The organism is Spirochaetota bacterium (assembly GCA_038043445.1).
Lineage (GTDB): Bacteria > Spirochaetota > Brachyspiria > Brachyspirales > JACRPF01 > JBBTBY01.
On the sequence record JBBTBY010000063.1, the window covers coordinates 25,345 to 42,581 of the forward strand.

Sequence of the window (17,237 nt, forward strand, 5' to 3'; positions counted from 1 at the left end):
TTATATACTGCTCTCGATCTTTGTTTTTCTACGGATACGTAAGAGTATGACGGAATATCTCCTATTCTCTCTTTTTTATATATTTTCGTTCTTCGCATTATTCCATTCCACTCGCCCATTCGCCGAATCATTTTCCGTACTGTATCAGGCGGTGTTCCTCGTCTCGCTTATTCATCTCGCAGCAATTGAGGGCAGAGCGGTACTGAAAAGCGTTCTTGTCATCGGTCTTTCATTGCTCCTCTGTATCGCCGGGAAAATGAATTACTTTTTTATTGCAGCTCCTGCCGTGGTGCTGTATCCATTCATTGACGGATCAATGAGGGCGGCCGGCAGTAAAATCAAATACTATCTGACCGCATTGATAGCACTTGTCGTGCCGGTCGCTGTATTGGCATGCATGAAATTCGATTTCCTGTTTTTTATCAATTTCATGGTAACGGGGGATCATAACTACTACGGGCCAATGAAGGTCATCGGGAGTTTATTCGGTACATTCCATCCGAAGAATATGATATTCATCATCAACCGTACGATCGGCGATTTCGGTCTTCTACTGTTCACCGGCGGCGTCGTCGGATTCATGGTGCTTGCACGCAGATTTATTCGAATACTATCGAATGGCGGAGCCGGGGCAGAAGGGAATGACCGGTATAACGCTGCACTTTTCATTCTCATGGCAGGACATTGCGTTAACTATTTTTTCTTAAAAAATATCTATGCCGCGCATAATTATTACTTGTTCTCAGTTTTTCCGCTGTTTATTCTCGCCGCGGTCATCGCGGTAAAAGCCGGATGGGAAGCACTTCGGAATAATGCAAGTAAAAAGGTCTATATTTTTGCGCTTGCGTCATGTCTATCTGTGACAGCGCTTTACCCGCTGTTGTCGGAGGCAAGGTCGTTCTTTTCACTTCAGCTGATACGAGGCGCAGCTGTATCGGCAGCTATCGATGGGCGAACGAATTTCGGACACTGGATACTTCACACCATATCTTCACTCGATGCGTTCTCAACAAAAGCCGGATATCCGCTGCTCGCGGCACTTACTGCATTCAGTATCGGCGTTCTTTTCGGCATCGCTGTACTTATCAATCGCATTCTTCGACGGCGGAACGGTTCGGCATCGGCGAATGTTCCGTTCCTTCTCTGTGTCGCAGTGATCGGCTTCTTGTTCATCAGCACTGCGTTCAAGAATGCGTACGATATGTACTGGTATCACAGTTATTTCGGGAAAGTTTTCCCGCCTATGGTGGAGACAGCGAAAAAGCTAACGAAGCTTACCGCACCAGGAGAGGTCGTGATGAGCCGAGGGACGTTCATAGTTTTCTATACTGATCGGCTGTATTGCACTCCCCCGGAGAACGAGAAGGACGTGGCGCTTTACCGTCAGAAGGAGATACGATACCTTCTCGGCGAACCGGCACAGACAATGAAACGGTATTTTGAGAAAGTGGACGAGGGTATTTACAAATTGCGCTGAAACGTTTATAGTGTACGGCACTGCGTCTACCCGGATCGTTATGTCCAAAGGAATATTCTTTCCGAGTTCAGGTATACGACAGGCGAGGAATTGATCATGGGTAAAAAAATACAGCTTTTTCTGCCGACATACAGCATTGACGAATGCCTTGCGGAGATACGCGAATGCCTCGAGGTCGGCTGGACAGGCATCGGGTTCAAAACAGCAAAATTCGAAGAGGCGTGGAAAGCATATTCCGGTTTCCCGAACGCCCATTTTCTCAATTCGAATACCGCGGGGCTTGCCCTTGCCATGTCGCTCTATAAACAGGAGCGGGGATGGAAGGACGGCGACGAGGTCATATCAACACCGCTGACATTCGTTTCCACGAATCATGCCATCATGTATGAACGGCTGAAACCGGTGTTCGCCGATGTCGATGACACCCTGTGCCTCGACCCGGATTCCGTAGATTCAAAGATCTCAAAAAAAACACGCGCGGTAATGTATGTCGGGTTCGGCGGGAATGCCGGGCGCTTGAACGATATTGCGGCGCTCTGCAAAAAGAAAGGCCTTGAGCTCATCATCGATGCGGCGCATATGTCGGGGACGAAATACAACGGGAAGCAGGCGGGGCTCGGACTTGACTGCTCGGTCTTCTCGTATCAGGCGGTAAAGAACCTTCCGACCGCCGATTCCGGGATGATATGCTTCAATGACCCGGAGCTCGATAAAAAGGCGCGCCAGTGGAGCTGGCTCGGCATCAATCAGGATACGTACGCGCGTTCCTCCCTGAAAGGCGGGAATTATAAGTGGCTGTACGATGTAGACTATGTAGGGTACAAAGCGCACGGTAATTCGGTCATTGCAGCCATTGCGCTCGTGCAGCTCAAATATCTCGATGAGCACAATGTGCACCGACGGAAGCTTTCTTTGCTGTATCAGGAATGTCTTTCTAAAAGCAGTGCGGTGCGGTTCGTGAAACAGCTTGACGACTGCATTTCGTCCCGGCATTTATTCCAGGTGATGGTGCCGGAGGAGAAGCGCAATGAGGCGATAGTACACCTGAACACGAACGATGTTTTCCCCGGCGTCCATTATCGCGTGAACACTGAATACAAGATGTATCGCTACGGTCTGGGAAGCTGTCCTCGGGCGGAGAAGGCATCGCGCGAGATAATAAGCCTTCCGCTTCACATGCGCATGACCGAGGACGACGTCCGGCATGTTTCAAATACACTCCTCGCATTCCTCGAGCACTGACAGAGAACGCATGAAGATACTCATGATCGCTCCGACGCCTTTTTTTGCGGACCGCGGCTGTCATACACAGATATACGAGGAGATCAAGGCGCTGCAGAAGCTAGGGCATTCAATCGTTCTCTGCACATACGGCCTCGGACGCGACGTGCCGGGCGTGAAGATCGTACGAACATTGAACCCTCCCTGGTATAAAAAAATAGCAGCAGGGCCGTCCTATACGAAGATACTGCTGCTCCCATTCCTTACGATAACCGCATTCGCAACCGCGCTCAGCTTCCGCCCAGACATCATCCATGGACATCTGCATGAGGGCGCTCTTATCGCGCGTGCGCTGCAATTCTTCTTCCGCAAGAAGAAATATCTTTTCGACATGCAAGGTTCGCTTACCGGGGAATCCATCGCGCACGGTTTTGTGAACCGCAACAGCTTGCGTCATAAACTGCTTTCTTTCATTGAGCGGCGAATAGCGAACTACTTCCATGTCATTACACAGTCCGACAGCATGATGAAAGAACTTTCATCGTTCGGTGTACCGGAAACGCGACGTACGAATGTCCATGACGGCGTTGATACAGGGATATTCAGGCCGATGCGAATGAATAATGAACTTGCATTACGATATGGAATAGAAAAGAAGAGGCCGCGCGTACTTTTTATGGGATTATTGGTGACGTATCAGGGTGCAGATGTCATGATCGAAGCTTTTGCAAAGGCCGCAAAAAAGATGCATGATATTCAGTTCATCGTCATCGGTTTTCCGAACATTGAGAAGTATCAGGCATTGTGTGATTCCAAGGGCATCGGGGGACAGGTGAAATTCCTCGGGCGTATCGATTATCTCGATCTTCCCCGCTATCTTTCTCTCGCTGATATCGCGGTTGCGCCGAAAATATCACCGACCGAGGGTGACGGCAAGATATATAACTACATGGCGATGGGCATGGCGACGGTGGCTTTCGACCGAAGCGTATCGCGGGAGATCCTCGGCGATACCGGTATCTACGCGAAATTCAATGATGCCGCCGATCTCGCTGAGAAAATACTATGGGCGATACAACACCCCTCAGCCTGTAAAAAATTGGGCGCGCGGGCGCGTACACGTGCCGTGGCGAACCTTTCGTGGGATGCTGTGGGCAAGCGTATCGACGAGGTTTATCGACGATTATGAAAAAGAGAAAACCAGCGATGCGAAAACACCGTTGCCCGGTCTGTCATGGGGCTGTAAAACCCCTGTTTTCAGACGGGAAGGACTATTTTATTCTGCAAGGGAAGTCTCCTGACTTCGGCATCGATCTCTGCGATGCATGCGGTCTCGGTTTTACGTTCCCGCCGATGACCGATGAAGAACTTTCACATTACTACCCTGATGACTATGAAGCATATGTTCCCAAACGATCGTTCTCCGCTATGCTTCAGACTTGGAAATACGCATCTGATATCAGCATGATAAAAAAACATGTCCGCGGCGGTCGAATGCTCGAAATCGGCTGCGGACGAGGCGAATTCCTATTCGAAGCGCAGAAACACGGCTTTTCCGTCGAGGGGATTGAGCCTTCCGCAAGCGGCAGAAAATTCGCACAGGACCATTTTGGGATCAGCGTTCGGAAAGGATTCGCGGAGAATGCTCATTTTTCAGGAAGATATGACGTGATCGTCATGCGTCATGTCCTTGAGCATGTCAACGATTTTCAGCAGTGCTTAAAAAATATCGCTCGGAACGGCTTGCTGCCGAACGGGATCCTCTTCCTGAAGCTGCCGCGTATGGACTCATGGGAAGCCCGGTACTATCGGAAATTCTGGAGCGGATATGATACCCCGAGGCATCGGGTCCATTTTTCCTTACGAGGGATCGTGAGCACCCTTCACGATCTCGGTTTCAGTACGGAGTCTGCACAGCAGGAGATAGTCCCTGCTGATCTTATTCGCAGCATTGGCTACCGTTACCATTCCAAGGGGCCATCGATCCGGAACATATTCGGCCTGCTTTTTACCCATATGCCGTCGGCATTCAAATTGGTATTTGCGCAGATCGTGTGTATTTTACTTTCTCCGCTCAAGGCTGGACGGATGATAGTGACAGCCCGCACGGATCCGAAGTGAGAAAGACAACGGTATGAAAAAGAACGTAGTTGTTTTGTTCTATCCATCACCATGGGATGGCGAACAGCGGGGAAGGATACCATACGCATTGCTCTATCTCGAACGTATGCTCCGCGACCTTGCTGTTGAAGTCGTTCTTATCGATGAACAGGTACAACGGGAGTATCGTTCGATCATTGAGCCGATACAAGATCGGATACTGCTTGCCGGCATAAGCGCTATGACCGGGCATCAGATCATCGGCGGAATAGCATTCTCAAAATATATAAAATCTTTGCACGATATACCGGTGGTATGGGGCGGCTGGCAGGCAACACTTCTGCCCGAGCAAGTCCTTGCTGAGGCATATATCGACATGATAATCATGGGGCAAGGTGAGATCCCCTTCCAAAAACTAGTAGATGGGATGCTACAGGGAAGCGATATCACTCAAATAAAGGGTTTGGGGTTTAAGAAAGACGGGAGCATAGTAGTAAATCCCATTGAAAAGTTCGTCGATATGAATAATTTCCCGCGAGTCGATTACCGGTTGATCGATATCAATAACTATGTCTATAAAAGCGCTTATGCGGAACGATGTATTGGTTATTTCACCAGCCATGGATGTCCATATAATTGCGCATTCTGCTGTGTAGCCGAAGTCTATGGGCGACGATGGTACCATAAATCGATCGACACCATTATTGAAGACATCGCCTATTTTAAAAAAGCAGCCGGGGTCGACAGCGTTTCATTCGATGACGATAACTTTTTTGTGAATAAGGGTTTTACCATCGAGCTCTGCCGCACATTCGTTCAGTCTGATGTCCGTGTACTATGGGATACAAGCGCACATGCGGGTCTGTTTTTGCGGTTGTTCTCGGACAATGAAGTCGGGCTTTTTCATCAAGCCGGATGCAGACAGATCTATATCGGTGCTGAATCCGGGGACCAAGCGGTACTCGATCGAGTAGCAAAAGATGCAACAGTCGATGACAATTATAAATTCGTCGAGGTGCTGAATCGGCACCATATAACACCATTGTTCTCAACGATGATCTGTCTGCCGATGGACCCGGGAAAGGACATGCAATTAACACTTGATATGATACGAAAGGCGAAACTGATCGATCGTTCGCTTCGCTCGCGGATATTTTTTTACACTCCATATCCCGGAACGGAACTATATGATGAAGCTGTGAAGAAGGGATTTTTGCCGCCTGGAAGACTGGAAGATTGGGCTACCCACACATTGCGGAAATTCCATGCGCCCTGGTGGACCCGTGATTATCGCTGGCAGCTTGAGATATTCGCCAATTTCTATTTGCCATTGGTCAATCCGAATTATTACAGAATGGCCCCGAAAAGCGTGCGCCCGATCGCGTATCTTGTAAATAAATTGTTTGGGCCCATCGCCTATCTTCGATTTAAGTTCAATTTATTAATGTTCCCTATTGAAGCGATATTGTTTTTACTCTCATTGCGGTTTTTTAACAGGATATTTCACACGCACTTTTGTCTCGGTTTCGAAAGTTATCTTGATTGATTTTATGGCGGTACGATAGTGTTGAAAACGGCAGCATAAGAACAAGAAAGGAATAAGACATGGATAGTAATACGGTCAAGGAAAAATATGATAGTACCGCGCAGCAATACATACAGCTCGAGGAAAGTCATTATCAAATGACATGCCATTCTGCCGCAGCATCGAAATATTTGAAATCGCATGCAGTCGATGTTGTGATAGACGTTGGCTGCGGCTCAGGGGCGGTAATACGGCGTCTTGCTGCTGAATATCCGAACGTGAAATTTGTTGGGATAGACATCAGTCCAGAACTGGTCAAAATAGGGAAAGTAAAATACTGCTCTAAGAACATAGAATTTGTTGTCGCTGATTTTTCCATTGACCACCAAAAGATCATTGACAAGTACAAGTTAAAGTCGAAACATGTCCTTTTTTTGGTATTGGGACCAATGGAGCATTACCATAGCGATGATAAATTTACACAAGCAGTCGCAAATACATGGGGAATGATAAAGGATGGTGGTTTTGTCAACCTCTTTTTGAACCAAGATGTTATCGGCAGGCGATTTGTGATGGGGAAAGGAAAAAAATACTGGACCGCCCGAGACGCGTTGCATACATATAGTGGAGAGAAAGATCGCGTGCACTTAAAATACTACTCATTTTTTCTACTAGATGTTATTCGTGCCCGCACCACAATTGGCGATATGATCCTCGTTCTAATCGATCGATTATTGATGAATGCACCTGCATCGCTCGCTAAGAAGATCGCTGTTGCATTTGAGATATTGATCGAGCGGGGGGGACAGGTGGAGATCCTGCACGAAAAAAAACGTTCCCCCGATATGTCGGGATGTTAAAAAAAATCGGATCACTGGCAGCTCGGTACAGCACGGCAATTAAGATATGCATTGCGGTCTGCCTTCTTGTTTGGTTCATCGTACATTCCGATATGCGGAAGATACTGGGAGCCTTCCATTCACTTTCGTTCCGCACATGCTTGTTCGTCATCGTAATTGACATGGCTGCCATTACTGTGAGCGCAATGAAGTGGAACCTATTACTGCCGCGATATTCTCTCGCCGTGCTCATAAACCTCGGCATGATCGGCAGATTCTATTCTCTTGTATTGCCGGGTCAAATTGCCGGCGAGGTGGTAAAATCGTTTCGCCTTGCACAAGGCAAAAAAAATGGCAGCCAAATCGCGTTATCAGTCATCGTTGATCGAATTACCGGTACCATCGGTATTTTTATTGTCGGTGTCGCGGGGCTATTTTTGTCAAACAAGCGAATACCATGGTTCGTTCCAGTGATTGTATTGCTATTAATTTTTTTCGGTGTATGTGTACTGTTCAGCATCATGATCCCCTTTCTATATCGTGCGGTAATGAATATAATAAATGCAGCGGCAAAAAAACATTCACTTATACGGAAAAATATCCGGCAGCTCGTTACATTTATAGAGGCATGGCGAACATATGGGAAAAGATGGGAAATAATCATTTTCAATATACTATTAGGAGTAGTATTTCAATGTCTGGGGATATGCATGGTAATGCTGTTTGCATCGGACTTCGGTATCGTGTTGTCATGCTTCGACTGGTGTCTGGTCCTTTCGGGGGTTACGATCGTCCTTCTTCTTCCGATAACAATTGGAGGGATTGGGGTTCGTGAAGCGAGCATTGTCGGATTTCTAGCATGGTTTGGGGTCCAAAACGAATATGCATTGGCTTTATCGTTCGCCATCTTCGGATTACAGATTCTTGATGCGGCCGCAGGAGGAATCATTGATGTTGTTATTCATGGCGCCCGCATAAAGCTTGCAGAAAAAGGCAGATGATATAGTATCGAATGCGAATAGTGTGCAAATATAAAACAACGAGTGGAGCACTTCAATGTGTCCAACATCCATGAAAAAGAAACAGGTGATGTGATTCACAATGTGTGGACTTGCTGGTTTCGTCGGTAAAGGCGATAAAAACGATCTTATCAGGATGACCCGAGTCCTGACGCATCGCGGACCGGACAACGAAGGGTATTATAACGATGAGAAAAAGCATGTAAACCTCGGCCATCGTCGGTTGTCGATCATCGATATCGCGGGCGGCCGGCAGCCTATGTCCACTGCGGATGAAAAGCTATGGATAGTGTTCAACGGCGAGATCTATAATTTCCGTGAGCTTCGCGCCGAGCTTGAGCAGAAGGGGCATATATTTCGCTCCCACCATTCGGACACAGAAGTCCTTCTGTACGCGTACCGTGAATGGGGTAATGACTTTGTCAATCGGCTCAACGGCATGTGGGCATTCGTCATCTATGATATTGAAAAACAGGTCATTTTCTGCAGTCGGGACAGATTCGGTAAAAAGCCGTTCTTTTATTCGCTTCAGAACGGCAATTTCGTGTTCGGGTCCGAGTTGTCCGCGCTTCGCTGTCACCCATCGCTGCAGTTCGATATTTCATCCATAGCGCTTCAAAAGTACTTCGCATACGGATATATCCCCGGACCGCATACCATCTACAACGCCGTTGCAAAATTGAAAGGCGGGCATTCGCTGGTATTTTCCATTCCGGACGGGACGATACGCATTCATGAGTATTGGAAGTTCCGCATCGAGCCGAACATCCAAAGCCGCCGTACCGACGAGGATTACGCAGAGGAATTGCGCAGCCTGCTCGATCGCGCGGTACGACGCCGGCTCATCTCCGATGTTCCGCTCGGGGTGTTCTTAAGCGGCGGCATCGATTCATCCCTTATCGCCGCATTCGCCACTCGTGCCCTCGGCGATACCGAGTTGAAGACGTTCTGCATCGGTTTCGCTGAAAGTTCATTCGATGAAAGGCATTTTGCAAGCATGATCGCCGATATTTTTCATACCCGTCATTTCACCTACGAATTCGATCTGGATGAAAGTCTCAGGAACATTCATGATATCATCGAAAAACTTGATGAACCGATGGGTGACAGTTCCCTGCTGCCCACATACATGCTTTGCAAGCAGACAAGACGGGAAGTGACGGTCGCGTTGAGCGGCGACGGCGGTGATGAGATCTTCGCCGGGTATGATCCCTACAAAGCGCTGGCATATGCACAATGGTATCAGCGGCTTGTGCCGCGGCCGTTACATACTGCGATACGGCTCATTGCATCCAGATTGCCGGTTTCATTCGGGAACATCAGCACGGATTTTAAGATCAAGAAAACCCTTCAGGGGCTTTCCTATTCGTCGCGGCTTTGGCTTCCCGTATGGATGGGCACGATAGAGCCTAAGGAATTCCCTGAATGTTTTGACAAGGCATTCAGTGAAGAAGAGATATATTCGGAGGCTATCGATCTTTGGGATGGCTCGAAGGGGAAGCATGTATGCGATCGGACGCTTGAGTTTTTTACAAACCTATATCTTCAGGATGATATTCTCGTCAAGGTTGACCGAGCCGGGATGATGAATTCTCTCGAGGTGCGTTCGCCGCTCCTCGATGTTGAGATCGCCGAATTCGCCCGTTCGCTCCCCCATACGCTCAAATTCAGGAACGGCAGAACAAAATATATCCTGAAAAAAGCGCTTGAACCGTGTCTGCCGGAGGAAATAATATACAGGAAAAAGAAGGGGTTCGGCATTCCGATCGCTGACTGGTTCTATCGAAATCAAAAAGCGATCGATCCAGCAATAATGCCAGCCCCAATGAAGCAAGCATTCGTACAGGAAAAAATGAAGCTGCATTCCGAAAAACGTGGCGATAATCGGCTGTTCCTATGGAACACCTATCTGCTTTCACAGTGGCTTCAAGGGAGAAGTGCATGAAGTACAAAAATCTGAATCTTGGATGCGGCGAGTTCAAAAAAGAGGGCTATGTCAACGTGGATTATTACTCGGTTTCAAAGCCCGATGTGAAACACAATCTCAATGCAGTACCATATCCATTTAAAAATGATTCATTCGAGCTTATAGAAGCGGACCATGTGCTTGAACATCTGGAAAATCCGTTCGCGGTGATGAAAGAGCTTTACCGGATCGCTGCCGACAACTGCAGGATACTTATCAAAGTCCCCCATTTTTCGCGCGGCTTCACCCACCCAGAGCACAAACGCGGATTTGATATCACTTTTCCCTACTATTTTAAACCGGATTTCCCCGGCGGATATCAGGGAGTACCGCTTATGATCAGGAAAGTGAAACTCACCTGGTTCGCCCAGCCGTACCTCAAGAAACAGGTGCTTCCGTTCCCGGTGTATCTTATCTCAGCGGCACTCGGGGGCATATTTTCGTTCTTGGCAAATTGTTCCCCTGTGCTATGTTCTCGGCTGTGGTGTTTCTGGGTTGGCGGTTTTGAGGAGATAGAATTCAATTTTATTGTGAAAAAGGGTTGAATAATTCTTCGCAACAGCGAGTGACCTATGGATAGAAGTTCAATTCAATACAATCTGATCAGGCTGTTCCCGATATTTTTAGTTACTCTCGGCATATTGCTCGTATATCAATGTGCGGTTGGATTTTTTTATAATTCCCTTCACACTTTCGGCATACGAGTGCTCGCTTCTCTGATAGTTGCGGCCTTCTGTGCTCCGATATTGCGTTCTTTGCCCCATGCAGTCAGCGTATCACTCGGTGTAACTTCAATACGAACAGAGTGGAATAAAAGCCCTGTGCTCTTGCAGTGCATCATCGTTGCTGTCATTGGCGCCATATCGATCATTAACGCGCTTGTATTCCATGAGATGATCCCCGTAAATCAGTATGGATGGGACGGGGAATTATATGGAAATCTTGCGCAAAACTTTCAGCGCGTATTTTCCGGCGGCGGGATCACTGACTACAGCATTCAGAAGATACTTCCCAGCGCGATCATACATTATACTCTGGTTTACTTGCAGTTGCCATTGACACCCCACATGGTCAAAGGAGCATTCGAGATATATAATCTTCTGTTGATCGTTACCGCAGTGCTGCTTTGGGGCGTGATCATAAAAGAAATGAAGATCGGTCATTTCGGGAAATGGGCAGGCTTTTTCGGGTTATTCATGAATTTCGCGATGATGAAGTGGAGTTTTTACTACCCCGTTCTGACAGATACAAGTGCGTTCTTCCTCGGCATTCTCTTTTTTTACTTTTACATAAAACGGAACACCGCAGGAATGTTCGTCTGCATGCTGCTCGCCAGTGTAACATGGGCAAGTTTTATTTTCATGTTCATGCCATTATTCATGTTCCCGGTACGGAAAGACGGAGAGAAGCCTGCCCCCGCATACTTCAAGTATATTGTTGTGATCACAGGGGTTATAGCATATGCAGCCATTGCATCGTACACTGCCATTGTGAAGCATATCGATTACCTTGGTGTTCCATCGATGCGTGCAGTTCTGCCGATCAGTATTTTACTGGCATGCGCCTATTTGTTCTTTTCTTTTCGGGAGCTGCTGAACGATGGCAGATTATTTCGTCTGCGATCGTGGCTGGATGCACTATCGATCCGTAATCTGCTTTTAGGAATAATGCTGTTCATAATCGTAAAAGCAGGTTTCGCGGCGACACTGGCCGCGCTTCCCGGCAGCCATATTTCACAGAGTGCCGATTCTACCCGGCTTGTGCTCCAGTCTCTGTTCATCGCCGGGAACAGGATGCCATTGCTTTTCATGGTTTCTGCAATTGTTTTTTTCGGACCAGTACTGCTTATGACCATTATATTCTGGAAGCAATTTTTCCAACAAGTGAGATCATACGGATTGGGGATGATACTATTTATCTCATTCGGTGCGATATTCCTTTTTAACAGTGAATCACGGCATTCAGCTCATTTTTACCCCGTTCTCATTTTTTTCACGGCGAAGGTGCTCGGTGAAAAACGTGTTGCCAACTGGATGATCGTTCTGCTCGGGTGCTTGTCGTTTTTTTATTCGAAAGTATGGCTGTTCATTAACTCATCTCTATTGCATACGAATACCGTGCTGAGCGGCAGTTTTCTTGAATTTCCCTGGCAAAAATATTTTATGAACATGGGGATATACATGTCGAACCAGATGTACATCATCCAGACGGTATGTATCGCAGCGACAATGATCATTTTCTGGTTCCTATTCCATACATTCGGCAAAGAAAGGCACTGAGGATCGACCATATCGAATGCGGCCCTGATGAAGTGTATGCAGGTTCAGCGGCTGCAATTTGATGGAAAGGCGGCAGAGCATGCCGCCCCTTTTCTTGCAATATATGCTCAGCCGCGGTAAAATGCATTTGTTCCAGCAGAGAAATGATCACTTGGAATGACTATGATACATGCAGCTGTTATCGGATTTGGCTACTGGGGCCCGAACCTTGTTCGGAACTTCTCTCGTGTCGAGGGATGCACCGTAAAGACGGTCGTCGATGCGAATGAAACGCGGCGTGCGAACGTGAAGCGGCTGTATCCGCAGATGAACGTGATCGCGTCCGCGGACGAGGTCCTTGCCGATGCGTCGATCGATGCGGTAGTGATCGCCACACCGGTGTCAACCCATTTTGAGCTTGCACAGAAGGCGCTCATGAGCGGCAAGCATGTACTCGTTGAGAAGCCGATGACGAGCTCCGCGTCCCATGCAAGAAAGCTCATCGATCTGGCAAAAGAGCAAAAAAGAACGCTCATGGTCGATCATACATTCCTGTATACTGGCGCAGTGCGGAAGATGAAGGAACTTATTGCAAAAGGAGATATCGGCGATATACAGTATTTCGATTCAGTACGCATCAATCTTGGGCTTTTCCAGCATGATGTCAATGTAATATGGGACCTCGCGCCGCATGATCTTTCCATATTGCACTATCTCATCGGCGAAGAACCAGAAAAGGTATCGGCACGCGGCATGTCACATCTTAATAACGGCATCGAGAACATCGCGTATCTCTATCTTTCATTCCCGTCAAGGAAAATAGCACATTTCAATTGTTCATGGACGTCGCCGGTCAAGATACGCCGCATACTCATCGGCGGCACGAAAAAGATGATCGAATTTGATGACCTTGCGCCGACGGAGAAGGTCAAGATATACGATACGGGGTATCGTGTCGTTTCAAAGGAAGATGAGAGCCGAGTGCTCGTGGATTATCGGGTCGGGGATATTTACATCCCAAAAATAGACCAGAGCGAAGCGCTTTTCGGCGTGGCCACGGATTTCGTCAATGCGATACGCAATGGATCGACGCCGGTTGCCGACGGGGAAAGCGGATTCTTTGTAGCGCGTATTCTCGAGGCGGCGGAAAAGTCGATCAAGAACAACGGGATGGAGGTCGTTCTGTGATGAAAACGCTCAATGTCGACAGCGACCGGCAAGTACTTAAGAATGTAATGGTCGGCGAGAATGTGAAAATATTCAACTTCGTGAACGCCTACGGCTGTACCATCGACGACGGAACGAAGGTCGGTTCGTTCGTTGAGATACAGAAGAACGCTATTATCGGAAAGAACTGCAAGATATCGAGCCATACGTTCATCTGTGAAGGCGTTCGGATCAAGGATAATGTGTTCATCGGGCACAACGTCACGTTCATCAACGATAAATACCCGAAAGCGGTCAATCCCGACGGTACGATGCAGTCCGAGAGTGACTGGAAAGTCATTGAAACGGTCATCGAGGAAGGTGCATCCGTCGGTTCGAGCGCAACGATATTGTGCGGGATCACTGTCGGTACAAAGGCGGTCATAGGCGCCGGATCGGTGGTGACGAAGGATGTGCCGCCGGGTGCTGTTGTCGCAGGGAATCCGGCAAAACCTATAAAAAAATAGGGGCGGATCTGACGGCGGACGTGTCCTGGTCTCACTGCCCGCATGCGAATTTGCATTTTACGATGTTTTGATATAATAATGCTCCATGCATAACCCCATCCCATTTTTTGACCTAAAACGGCAGCAGGCATCGCTCGCCGATGAGATAGAGCCGGCATTTCGGGCAGTATGCGAGCAGACCGCGTTTGCCGGCGGCCCGTTCGTCGAAGCGTTCGAAAAGGCTTTCGCTCAGTATTGCGGCACGCGCTTCTGCGCCGGATTGAACAGCGGCACCGTAGCGCTTCATTTCGCCATGAACGCTCTCGGTATCGGTCCGGGGGATGAGGTTATAGTCCCCGCCAATACGTTCATTGCGACGGCGTGGGGCGTTACGCATTCAGGCGCGACCCCTGTATTTGTCGACTGCGATGCGGATACGTGGACCATTGATCCTGCAGGCATACAGGCAAAGGTGACGAAAAAGACGAAAGCGATAATAGGGGTACATCTCTACGGTCAGCCATGTGATGTGGATGCAATTGCAGAGATAGCCGAAAAGAACGAATTGTTCTTCGTCGAGGATTGCGCACAGGCTCACGGCGCCACGTTCCGCGGCAAGCGTGTCGGCGGATTCGGCGCGATGGGCTGCTTCAGCTTCTACCCCGGCAAGAATCTCGGAGCATACGGGGAAGCCGGTGCTGTTACTGCGGATAATCCCGCATACGTCGAGCATATAGCCATGATGCGGAATCAAGGGTCGAAGGTGCGTTACTACCATGAGGTCATCGGGTACAATGAGCGGATGGATGGCGTGCAGGCGGCAATACTGGGTGTGAAGCTGAAACATCTTGACGGATGGAACAAGCGCCGCCGCGCGATCGCCGGGATGTATCGGAAAGGGATAACGAACAAGAAAATTCGCATGCAGCGTGAGCCTTCGGACAGGGAATCGGTGTATCACCTATTTGTAATAATGGTCGATGGGCATGAGGCTCTGTTACGGCACTTGAACACGCACAACATTTTTCCGGGGCAGCATTATCCTGTACCGTGTCATCTGCAGAAGGCTTACCGCCATCTCGGCCATACGTCCGGAGATCTTCCGAATGCTGAACGTCTCGCAGCATCATGTCTGTCACTGCCGATGTATCCGGAGCTGACCGACGAAGAAGTGTCCCGTGTTATTGATACGGTGAATACGTTCTAAAACGATACCGATGCAAAAACTCATCATATTCCCCTATAACGGTAATGGGAGAGAGGCGCTGGACTGCATCTCAGCGGAATTTGAATGCATCGGTTTTGCCGATGATGCGATAGAAAAGCAAGGAAAGACAGATTCGGGACACGAAGTGTTCTCACGAGATATTTTTGATCGATATCCTGAGGCGAAGGTGCTTGCCGTCCCCGGCAGTCCTGTTACTTTCCGGGGGAGACGTGCTGTACTTGAGGGGCTTTCGATCGCGCATGACAGATTCGCGACCATTATACATACACGTGCGAATGTATCTTCAAAAGCTGTTATCGGTCGGAATGTTCTCATCATGGCCGGAGTGGTCCTAACGAGCAATGCTCGCGTAGGCGACCATGTATGCATCCTTCCCAATTCAGTGGTCCATCATGACAGCCGCGTCGGTGACTTTACTCTGGTAGGTTCGAATGTGACCGTTGCAGGCGGCACTACTATCGGAATGAACTGCTATATCGGCAGCGGAACGAGCATGATCAACGGTATTACCGTCGGTGATGGGACGCTCATCGGCATGGGTGCCGTCGTTCTGCGTGACGTTGCGCCCGGCACGAAAATGGCGGGTGTTCCCGCAAGAAGCATAGGCGGTCCGGCATGAAGATCGATCTAACCGTCATTATCCCATTCCTGAATGAAAAGGAAAATATCGGCCGGCTTGTCGATGCATTGCACAAGTACTTCTCGGGATTTCGCGGCAAGCGGATCGAGGTGTTGTTCGTGGATGATGGATCCACTGACGGTTCTTCAGATACTCTTGAAGGGATCTCACATTCCGGATATACGGCACGTATCGTACGGCTGTCCAGGAATTTCGGATCACATGCTGCGCTCAGGGCAGGCATTCAGCATGCACAGGGCGCATATATTACGTTCATGTATGCTGATCTCCAGGATCCATTGATACTCATTGAGCAAATGTATGAAAAAGCACGCCGGGGATTCGATATTGTCTGGGCGCAGCGGCGGTTTCAACGGCCATCCAGCGGGATATTTTCCAGCATGTATGCAGCGCTCATGCGGCGATTCGCAGTGAAAGATTTCCCGGAACAGGGGTTCGATATCGTACTTTTCGGCGGAAAGGTCAAGCGCGAACTCAATGAGAACATAGAATCAAACTCTTCTCTATTCCTTCAAATAATGACCATGGGTTTTCGGCAGACATCCCTTTCCTATGAAAAATCACCCCGGGTCCGCGGACGATCGAAATGGACGTTTTCAAAAAAAATAAAACTTTTCATCGATTCATTCGTCGCTTTCTCATACTTTCCAATCCGACTTGTCAGTATCATGGGAGTACTGTTGTCAATAGCCGGTTTCATCTGGGCTCTTACTATCGTGCTCCGCGCTATCCTGCTCAGGGACCTCTCTCAGGGCTGGCCGACGCTCATCGCGGTGCTCATGCTTGGTTTCGGCGTTACAAACATTTCGCTCGGGATCATCGCGGAATATCTTTGGAGGACATTTGATTCTGCCCGCGGCAGGAAAACGTTCATCATAGACCGCGTATACGACCTTTCGGGGAAAGCGAAGTGATCACCATAGTGCGCATTATCATCTTCTGTACGCTCTATGCGGTGTTCAATGTGAGCGGAGCGGTGCTGATAAAAATGGAATTGAAGAACAGAACGCTTGACGGCGTGCGTGAATACATGCAGTTCCTGTTCACCGGGAGAGTGATCAGCGGGTTCCTGCTCATCGGTGTTTCAGCGCTCATCATTTTCAAGGGGCTTTCATCCGGAAGATTTTCCTATGTAATGCCGGTAGCGGTCGGGATAAATTTCATACTTACGGTCGCAGCCGGGGCAATACTGTTCGGGGACCGCCTTTCACTTCTTTCTTTTCTCGGGATCTCGTTAATACTGTTAGGGATAGTATTCATGAGCATGCAGCCGGCAGCATGACGCGCGTCTCAAAGCGGAATATGAGGATGA

General features: G+C 48.6%; 16 protein-coding genes. All 16 read left to right on the forward strand.

All coding sequences use genetic code 11. The features are described 5' to 3' along the window. Positions 1 to 46 precede the first annotated feature (46 nt). The 16 genes from AABZ39_09340 to AABZ39_09415 all read left to right on the forward strand — a co-directional run bounded on the left by AABZ39_09340 (position 47) and on the right by AABZ39_09415 (position 17,207). Positions 47 to 1,477 carry a hypothetical protein gene (locus AABZ39_09340; GenBank protein ID MEK6794968.1) on the forward strand — a complete coding sequence of 477 codons (1,431 nt, stop codon included), beginning with the start codon at positions 47 to 49 and terminating at the stop codon, positions 1,475 to 1,477. 96 nt (positions 1,478 to 1,573) lie between these two features. Further along, positions 1,574 to 2,719 (forward strand): DegT/DnrJ/EryC1/StrS family aminotransferase, encoded by a 1,146-nt coding sequence (locus AABZ39_09345; protein MEK6794969.1) that lies wholly within the window; start codon positions 1,574 to 1,576, stop codon positions 2,717 to 2,719. A 10-nt stretch (positions 2,720 to 2,729) separates the two neighbouring features. Next, the gene (locus AABZ39_09350; GenBank protein MEK6794970.1) at positions 2,730 to 3,887 is read left to right on the forward strand and encodes a glycosyltransferase family 4 protein; all 1,158 of its coding nucleotides are present in this window, start codon (positions 2,730 to 2,732) and stop codon (positions 3,885 to 3,887) included. A gap of 17 nt (positions 3,888 to 3,904) precedes the next feature. Beyond that, positions 3,905 to 4,819: a class I SAM-dependent methyltransferase gene (locus tag AABZ39_09355; GenBank protein ID MEK6794971.1), complete on the forward strand. Its 915-nt coding sequence runs from the start codon at positions 3,905 to 3,907 to the stop codon at positions 4,817 to 4,819. Between the two features lie 13 nt (positions 4,820 to 4,832). Then, entirely contained in the window at positions 4,833 to 6,344 is a 1,512-nt protein-coding gene (locus AABZ39_09360; protein ID MEK6794972.1) for a radical SAM protein, read from the forward strand. 59 nt (positions 6,345 to 6,403) lie between these two features. After that, positions 6,404 to 7,183, forward strand: a complete 780-nt coding sequence (locus tag AABZ39_09365; protein MEK6794973.1) for a class I SAM-dependent methyltransferase — start codon at positions 6,404 to 6,406, stop codon at positions 7,181 to 7,183. After that, complete coding sequence (locus AABZ39_09370) at positions 7,177 to 8,163, forward strand: lysylphosphatidylglycerol synthase transmembrane domain-containing protein (GenBank protein MEK6794974.1); 987 nt, start codon at positions 7,177 to 7,179, stop codon at positions 8,161 to 8,163. The genes AABZ39_09365 and AABZ39_09370 overlap by 7 nt, the downstream gene beginning before the upstream one ends. A gap of 100 nt (positions 8,164 to 8,263) precedes the next feature. Next, positions 8,264 to 10,126: an asparagine synthase (glutamine-hydrolyzing) gene (asnB, locus tag AABZ39_09375; protein ID MEK6794975.1), complete on the forward strand. Its 1,863-nt coding sequence runs from the start codon at positions 8,264 to 8,266 to the stop codon at positions 10,124 to 10,126. Continuing rightward, positions 10,078 to 10,692: a methyltransferase domain-containing protein gene (locus AABZ39_09380; protein ID MEK6794976.1), complete on the forward strand. Its 615-nt coding sequence runs from the start codon at positions 10,078 to 10,080 to the stop codon at positions 10,690 to 10,692. The genes asnB and AABZ39_09380 overlap by 49 nt, the downstream gene beginning before the upstream one ends. Before the next feature lie 27 nt (positions 10,693 to 10,719). After that, positions 10,720 to 12,426 (forward strand): hypothetical protein, encoded by a 1,707-nt coding sequence (locus AABZ39_09385; GenBank protein ID MEK6794977.1) that lies wholly within the window; start codon positions 10,720 to 10,722, stop codon positions 12,424 to 12,426. 162 nt (positions 12,427 to 12,588) lie between these two features. Next, positions 12,589 to 13,593: a Gfo/Idh/MocA family oxidoreductase gene (locus AABZ39_09390; GenBank protein ID MEK6794978.1), complete on the forward strand. Its 1,005-nt coding sequence runs from the start codon at positions 12,589 to 12,591 to the stop codon at positions 13,591 to 13,593. Further along, on the forward strand, positions 13,593 to 14,078 hold the full coding sequence (locus tag AABZ39_09395) for an acyltransferase (protein MEK6794979.1): 486 nt from the start codon (positions 13,593 to 13,595) through the stop codon (positions 14,076 to 14,078). Before AABZ39_09390 ends, AABZ39_09395 begins: the two co-directional genes overlap by 1 nt. Before the next feature lie 85 nt (positions 14,079 to 14,163). Further along, complete coding sequence (locus AABZ39_09400) at positions 14,164 to 15,264, forward strand: DegT/DnrJ/EryC1/StrS family aminotransferase (GenBank protein MEK6794980.1); 1,101 nt, start codon at positions 14,164 to 14,166, stop codon at positions 15,262 to 15,264. Between the two features lie 10 nt (positions 15,265 to 15,274). Continuing rightward, positions 15,275 to 15,904, forward strand: a complete 630-nt coding sequence (locus AABZ39_09405; GenBank protein ID MEK6794981.1) for a NeuD/PglB/VioB family sugar acetyltransferase — start codon at positions 15,275 to 15,277, stop codon at positions 15,902 to 15,904. Beyond that, a complete protein-coding gene (locus AABZ39_09410; GenBank protein ID MEK6794982.1) occupies positions 15,901 to 16,839 on the forward strand; it encodes a glycosyltransferase in 939 nt (312 codons plus the stop codon). The genes AABZ39_09405 and AABZ39_09410 overlap by 4 nt, the downstream gene beginning before the upstream one ends. After that, positions 16,836 to 17,207 carry a hypothetical protein gene (locus tag AABZ39_09415; GenBank protein ID MEK6794983.1) on the forward strand — a complete coding sequence of 124 codons (372 nt, stop codon included), beginning with the start codon at positions 16,836 to 16,838 and terminating at the stop codon, positions 17,205 to 17,207. Before AABZ39_09410 ends, AABZ39_09415 begins: the two co-directional genes overlap by 4 nt. Positions 17,208 to 17,237 lie beyond the last annotated feature (30 nt).

Bases quoted from the DNA above. Each gene is read 5' to 3' on its own strand.
- AABZ39_09400 (MEK6794980.1), top strand. From the start codon at position 14,164: ATGCATAACCCCATCCCATTTTTTGACCTAAAACGGCAGCAGGCATCG.
- AABZ39_09405 (MEK6794981.1), top strand. From the start codon at position 15,275: ATGCAAAAACTCATCATATTCCCCTATAACGGTAATGGGAGAGAGGCG.
- AABZ39_09390 (MEK6794978.1), top strand. From the start codon at position 12,589: ATGATACATGCAGCTGTTATCGGATTTGGCTACTGGGGCCCGAACCTT.
- AABZ39_09380 (MEK6794976.1), top strand. From the start codon at position 10,078: ATGGAACACCTATCTGCTTTCACAGTGGCTTCAAGGGAGAAGTGCATG.
- AABZ39_09350 (MEK6794970.1), top strand. From the start codon at position 2,730: ATGAAGATACTCATGATCGCTCCGACGCCTTTTTTTGCGGACCGCGGC.
- AABZ39_09385 (MEK6794977.1), top strand. From the start codon at position 10,720: ATGGATAGAAGTTCAATTCAATACAATCTGATCAGGCTGTTCCCGATA.
- AABZ39_09365 (MEK6794973.1), top strand. From the start codon at position 6,404: ATGGATAGTAATACGGTCAAGGAAAAATATGATAGTACCGCGCAGCAA.
- AABZ39_09340 (MEK6794968.1), top strand. From the start codon at position 47: ATGACGGAATATCTCCTATTCTCTCTTTTTTATATATTTTCGTTCTTC.
- AABZ39_09395 (MEK6794979.1), top strand. From the start codon at position 13,593: ATGAAAACGCTCAATGTCGACAGCGACCGGCAAGTACTTAAGAATGTA.
- AABZ39_09345 (MEK6794969.1), top strand. From the start codon at position 1,574: ATGGGTAAAAAAATACAGCTTTTTCTGCCGACATACAGCATTGACGAA.
- AABZ39_09355 (MEK6794971.1), top strand. From the start codon at position 3,905: ATGCGAAAACACCGTTGCCCGGTCTGTCATGGGGCTGTAAAACCCCTG.
- asnB (MEK6794975.1), top strand. From the start codon at position 8,264: ATGTGTGGACTTGCTGGTTTCGTCGGTAAAGGCGATAAAAACGATCTT.
- AABZ39_09410 (MEK6794982.1), top strand. From the start codon at position 15,901: ATGAAGATCGATCTAACCGTCATTATCCCATTCCTGAATGAAAAGGAA.
- AABZ39_09370 (MEK6794974.1), top strand. From the start codon at position 7,177: ATGTTAAAAAAAATCGGATCACTGGCAGCTCGGTACAGCACGGCAATT.
- AABZ39_09360 (MEK6794972.1), top strand. From the start codon at position 4,833: ATGAAAAAGAACGTAGTTGTTTTGTTCTATCCATCACCATGGGATGGC.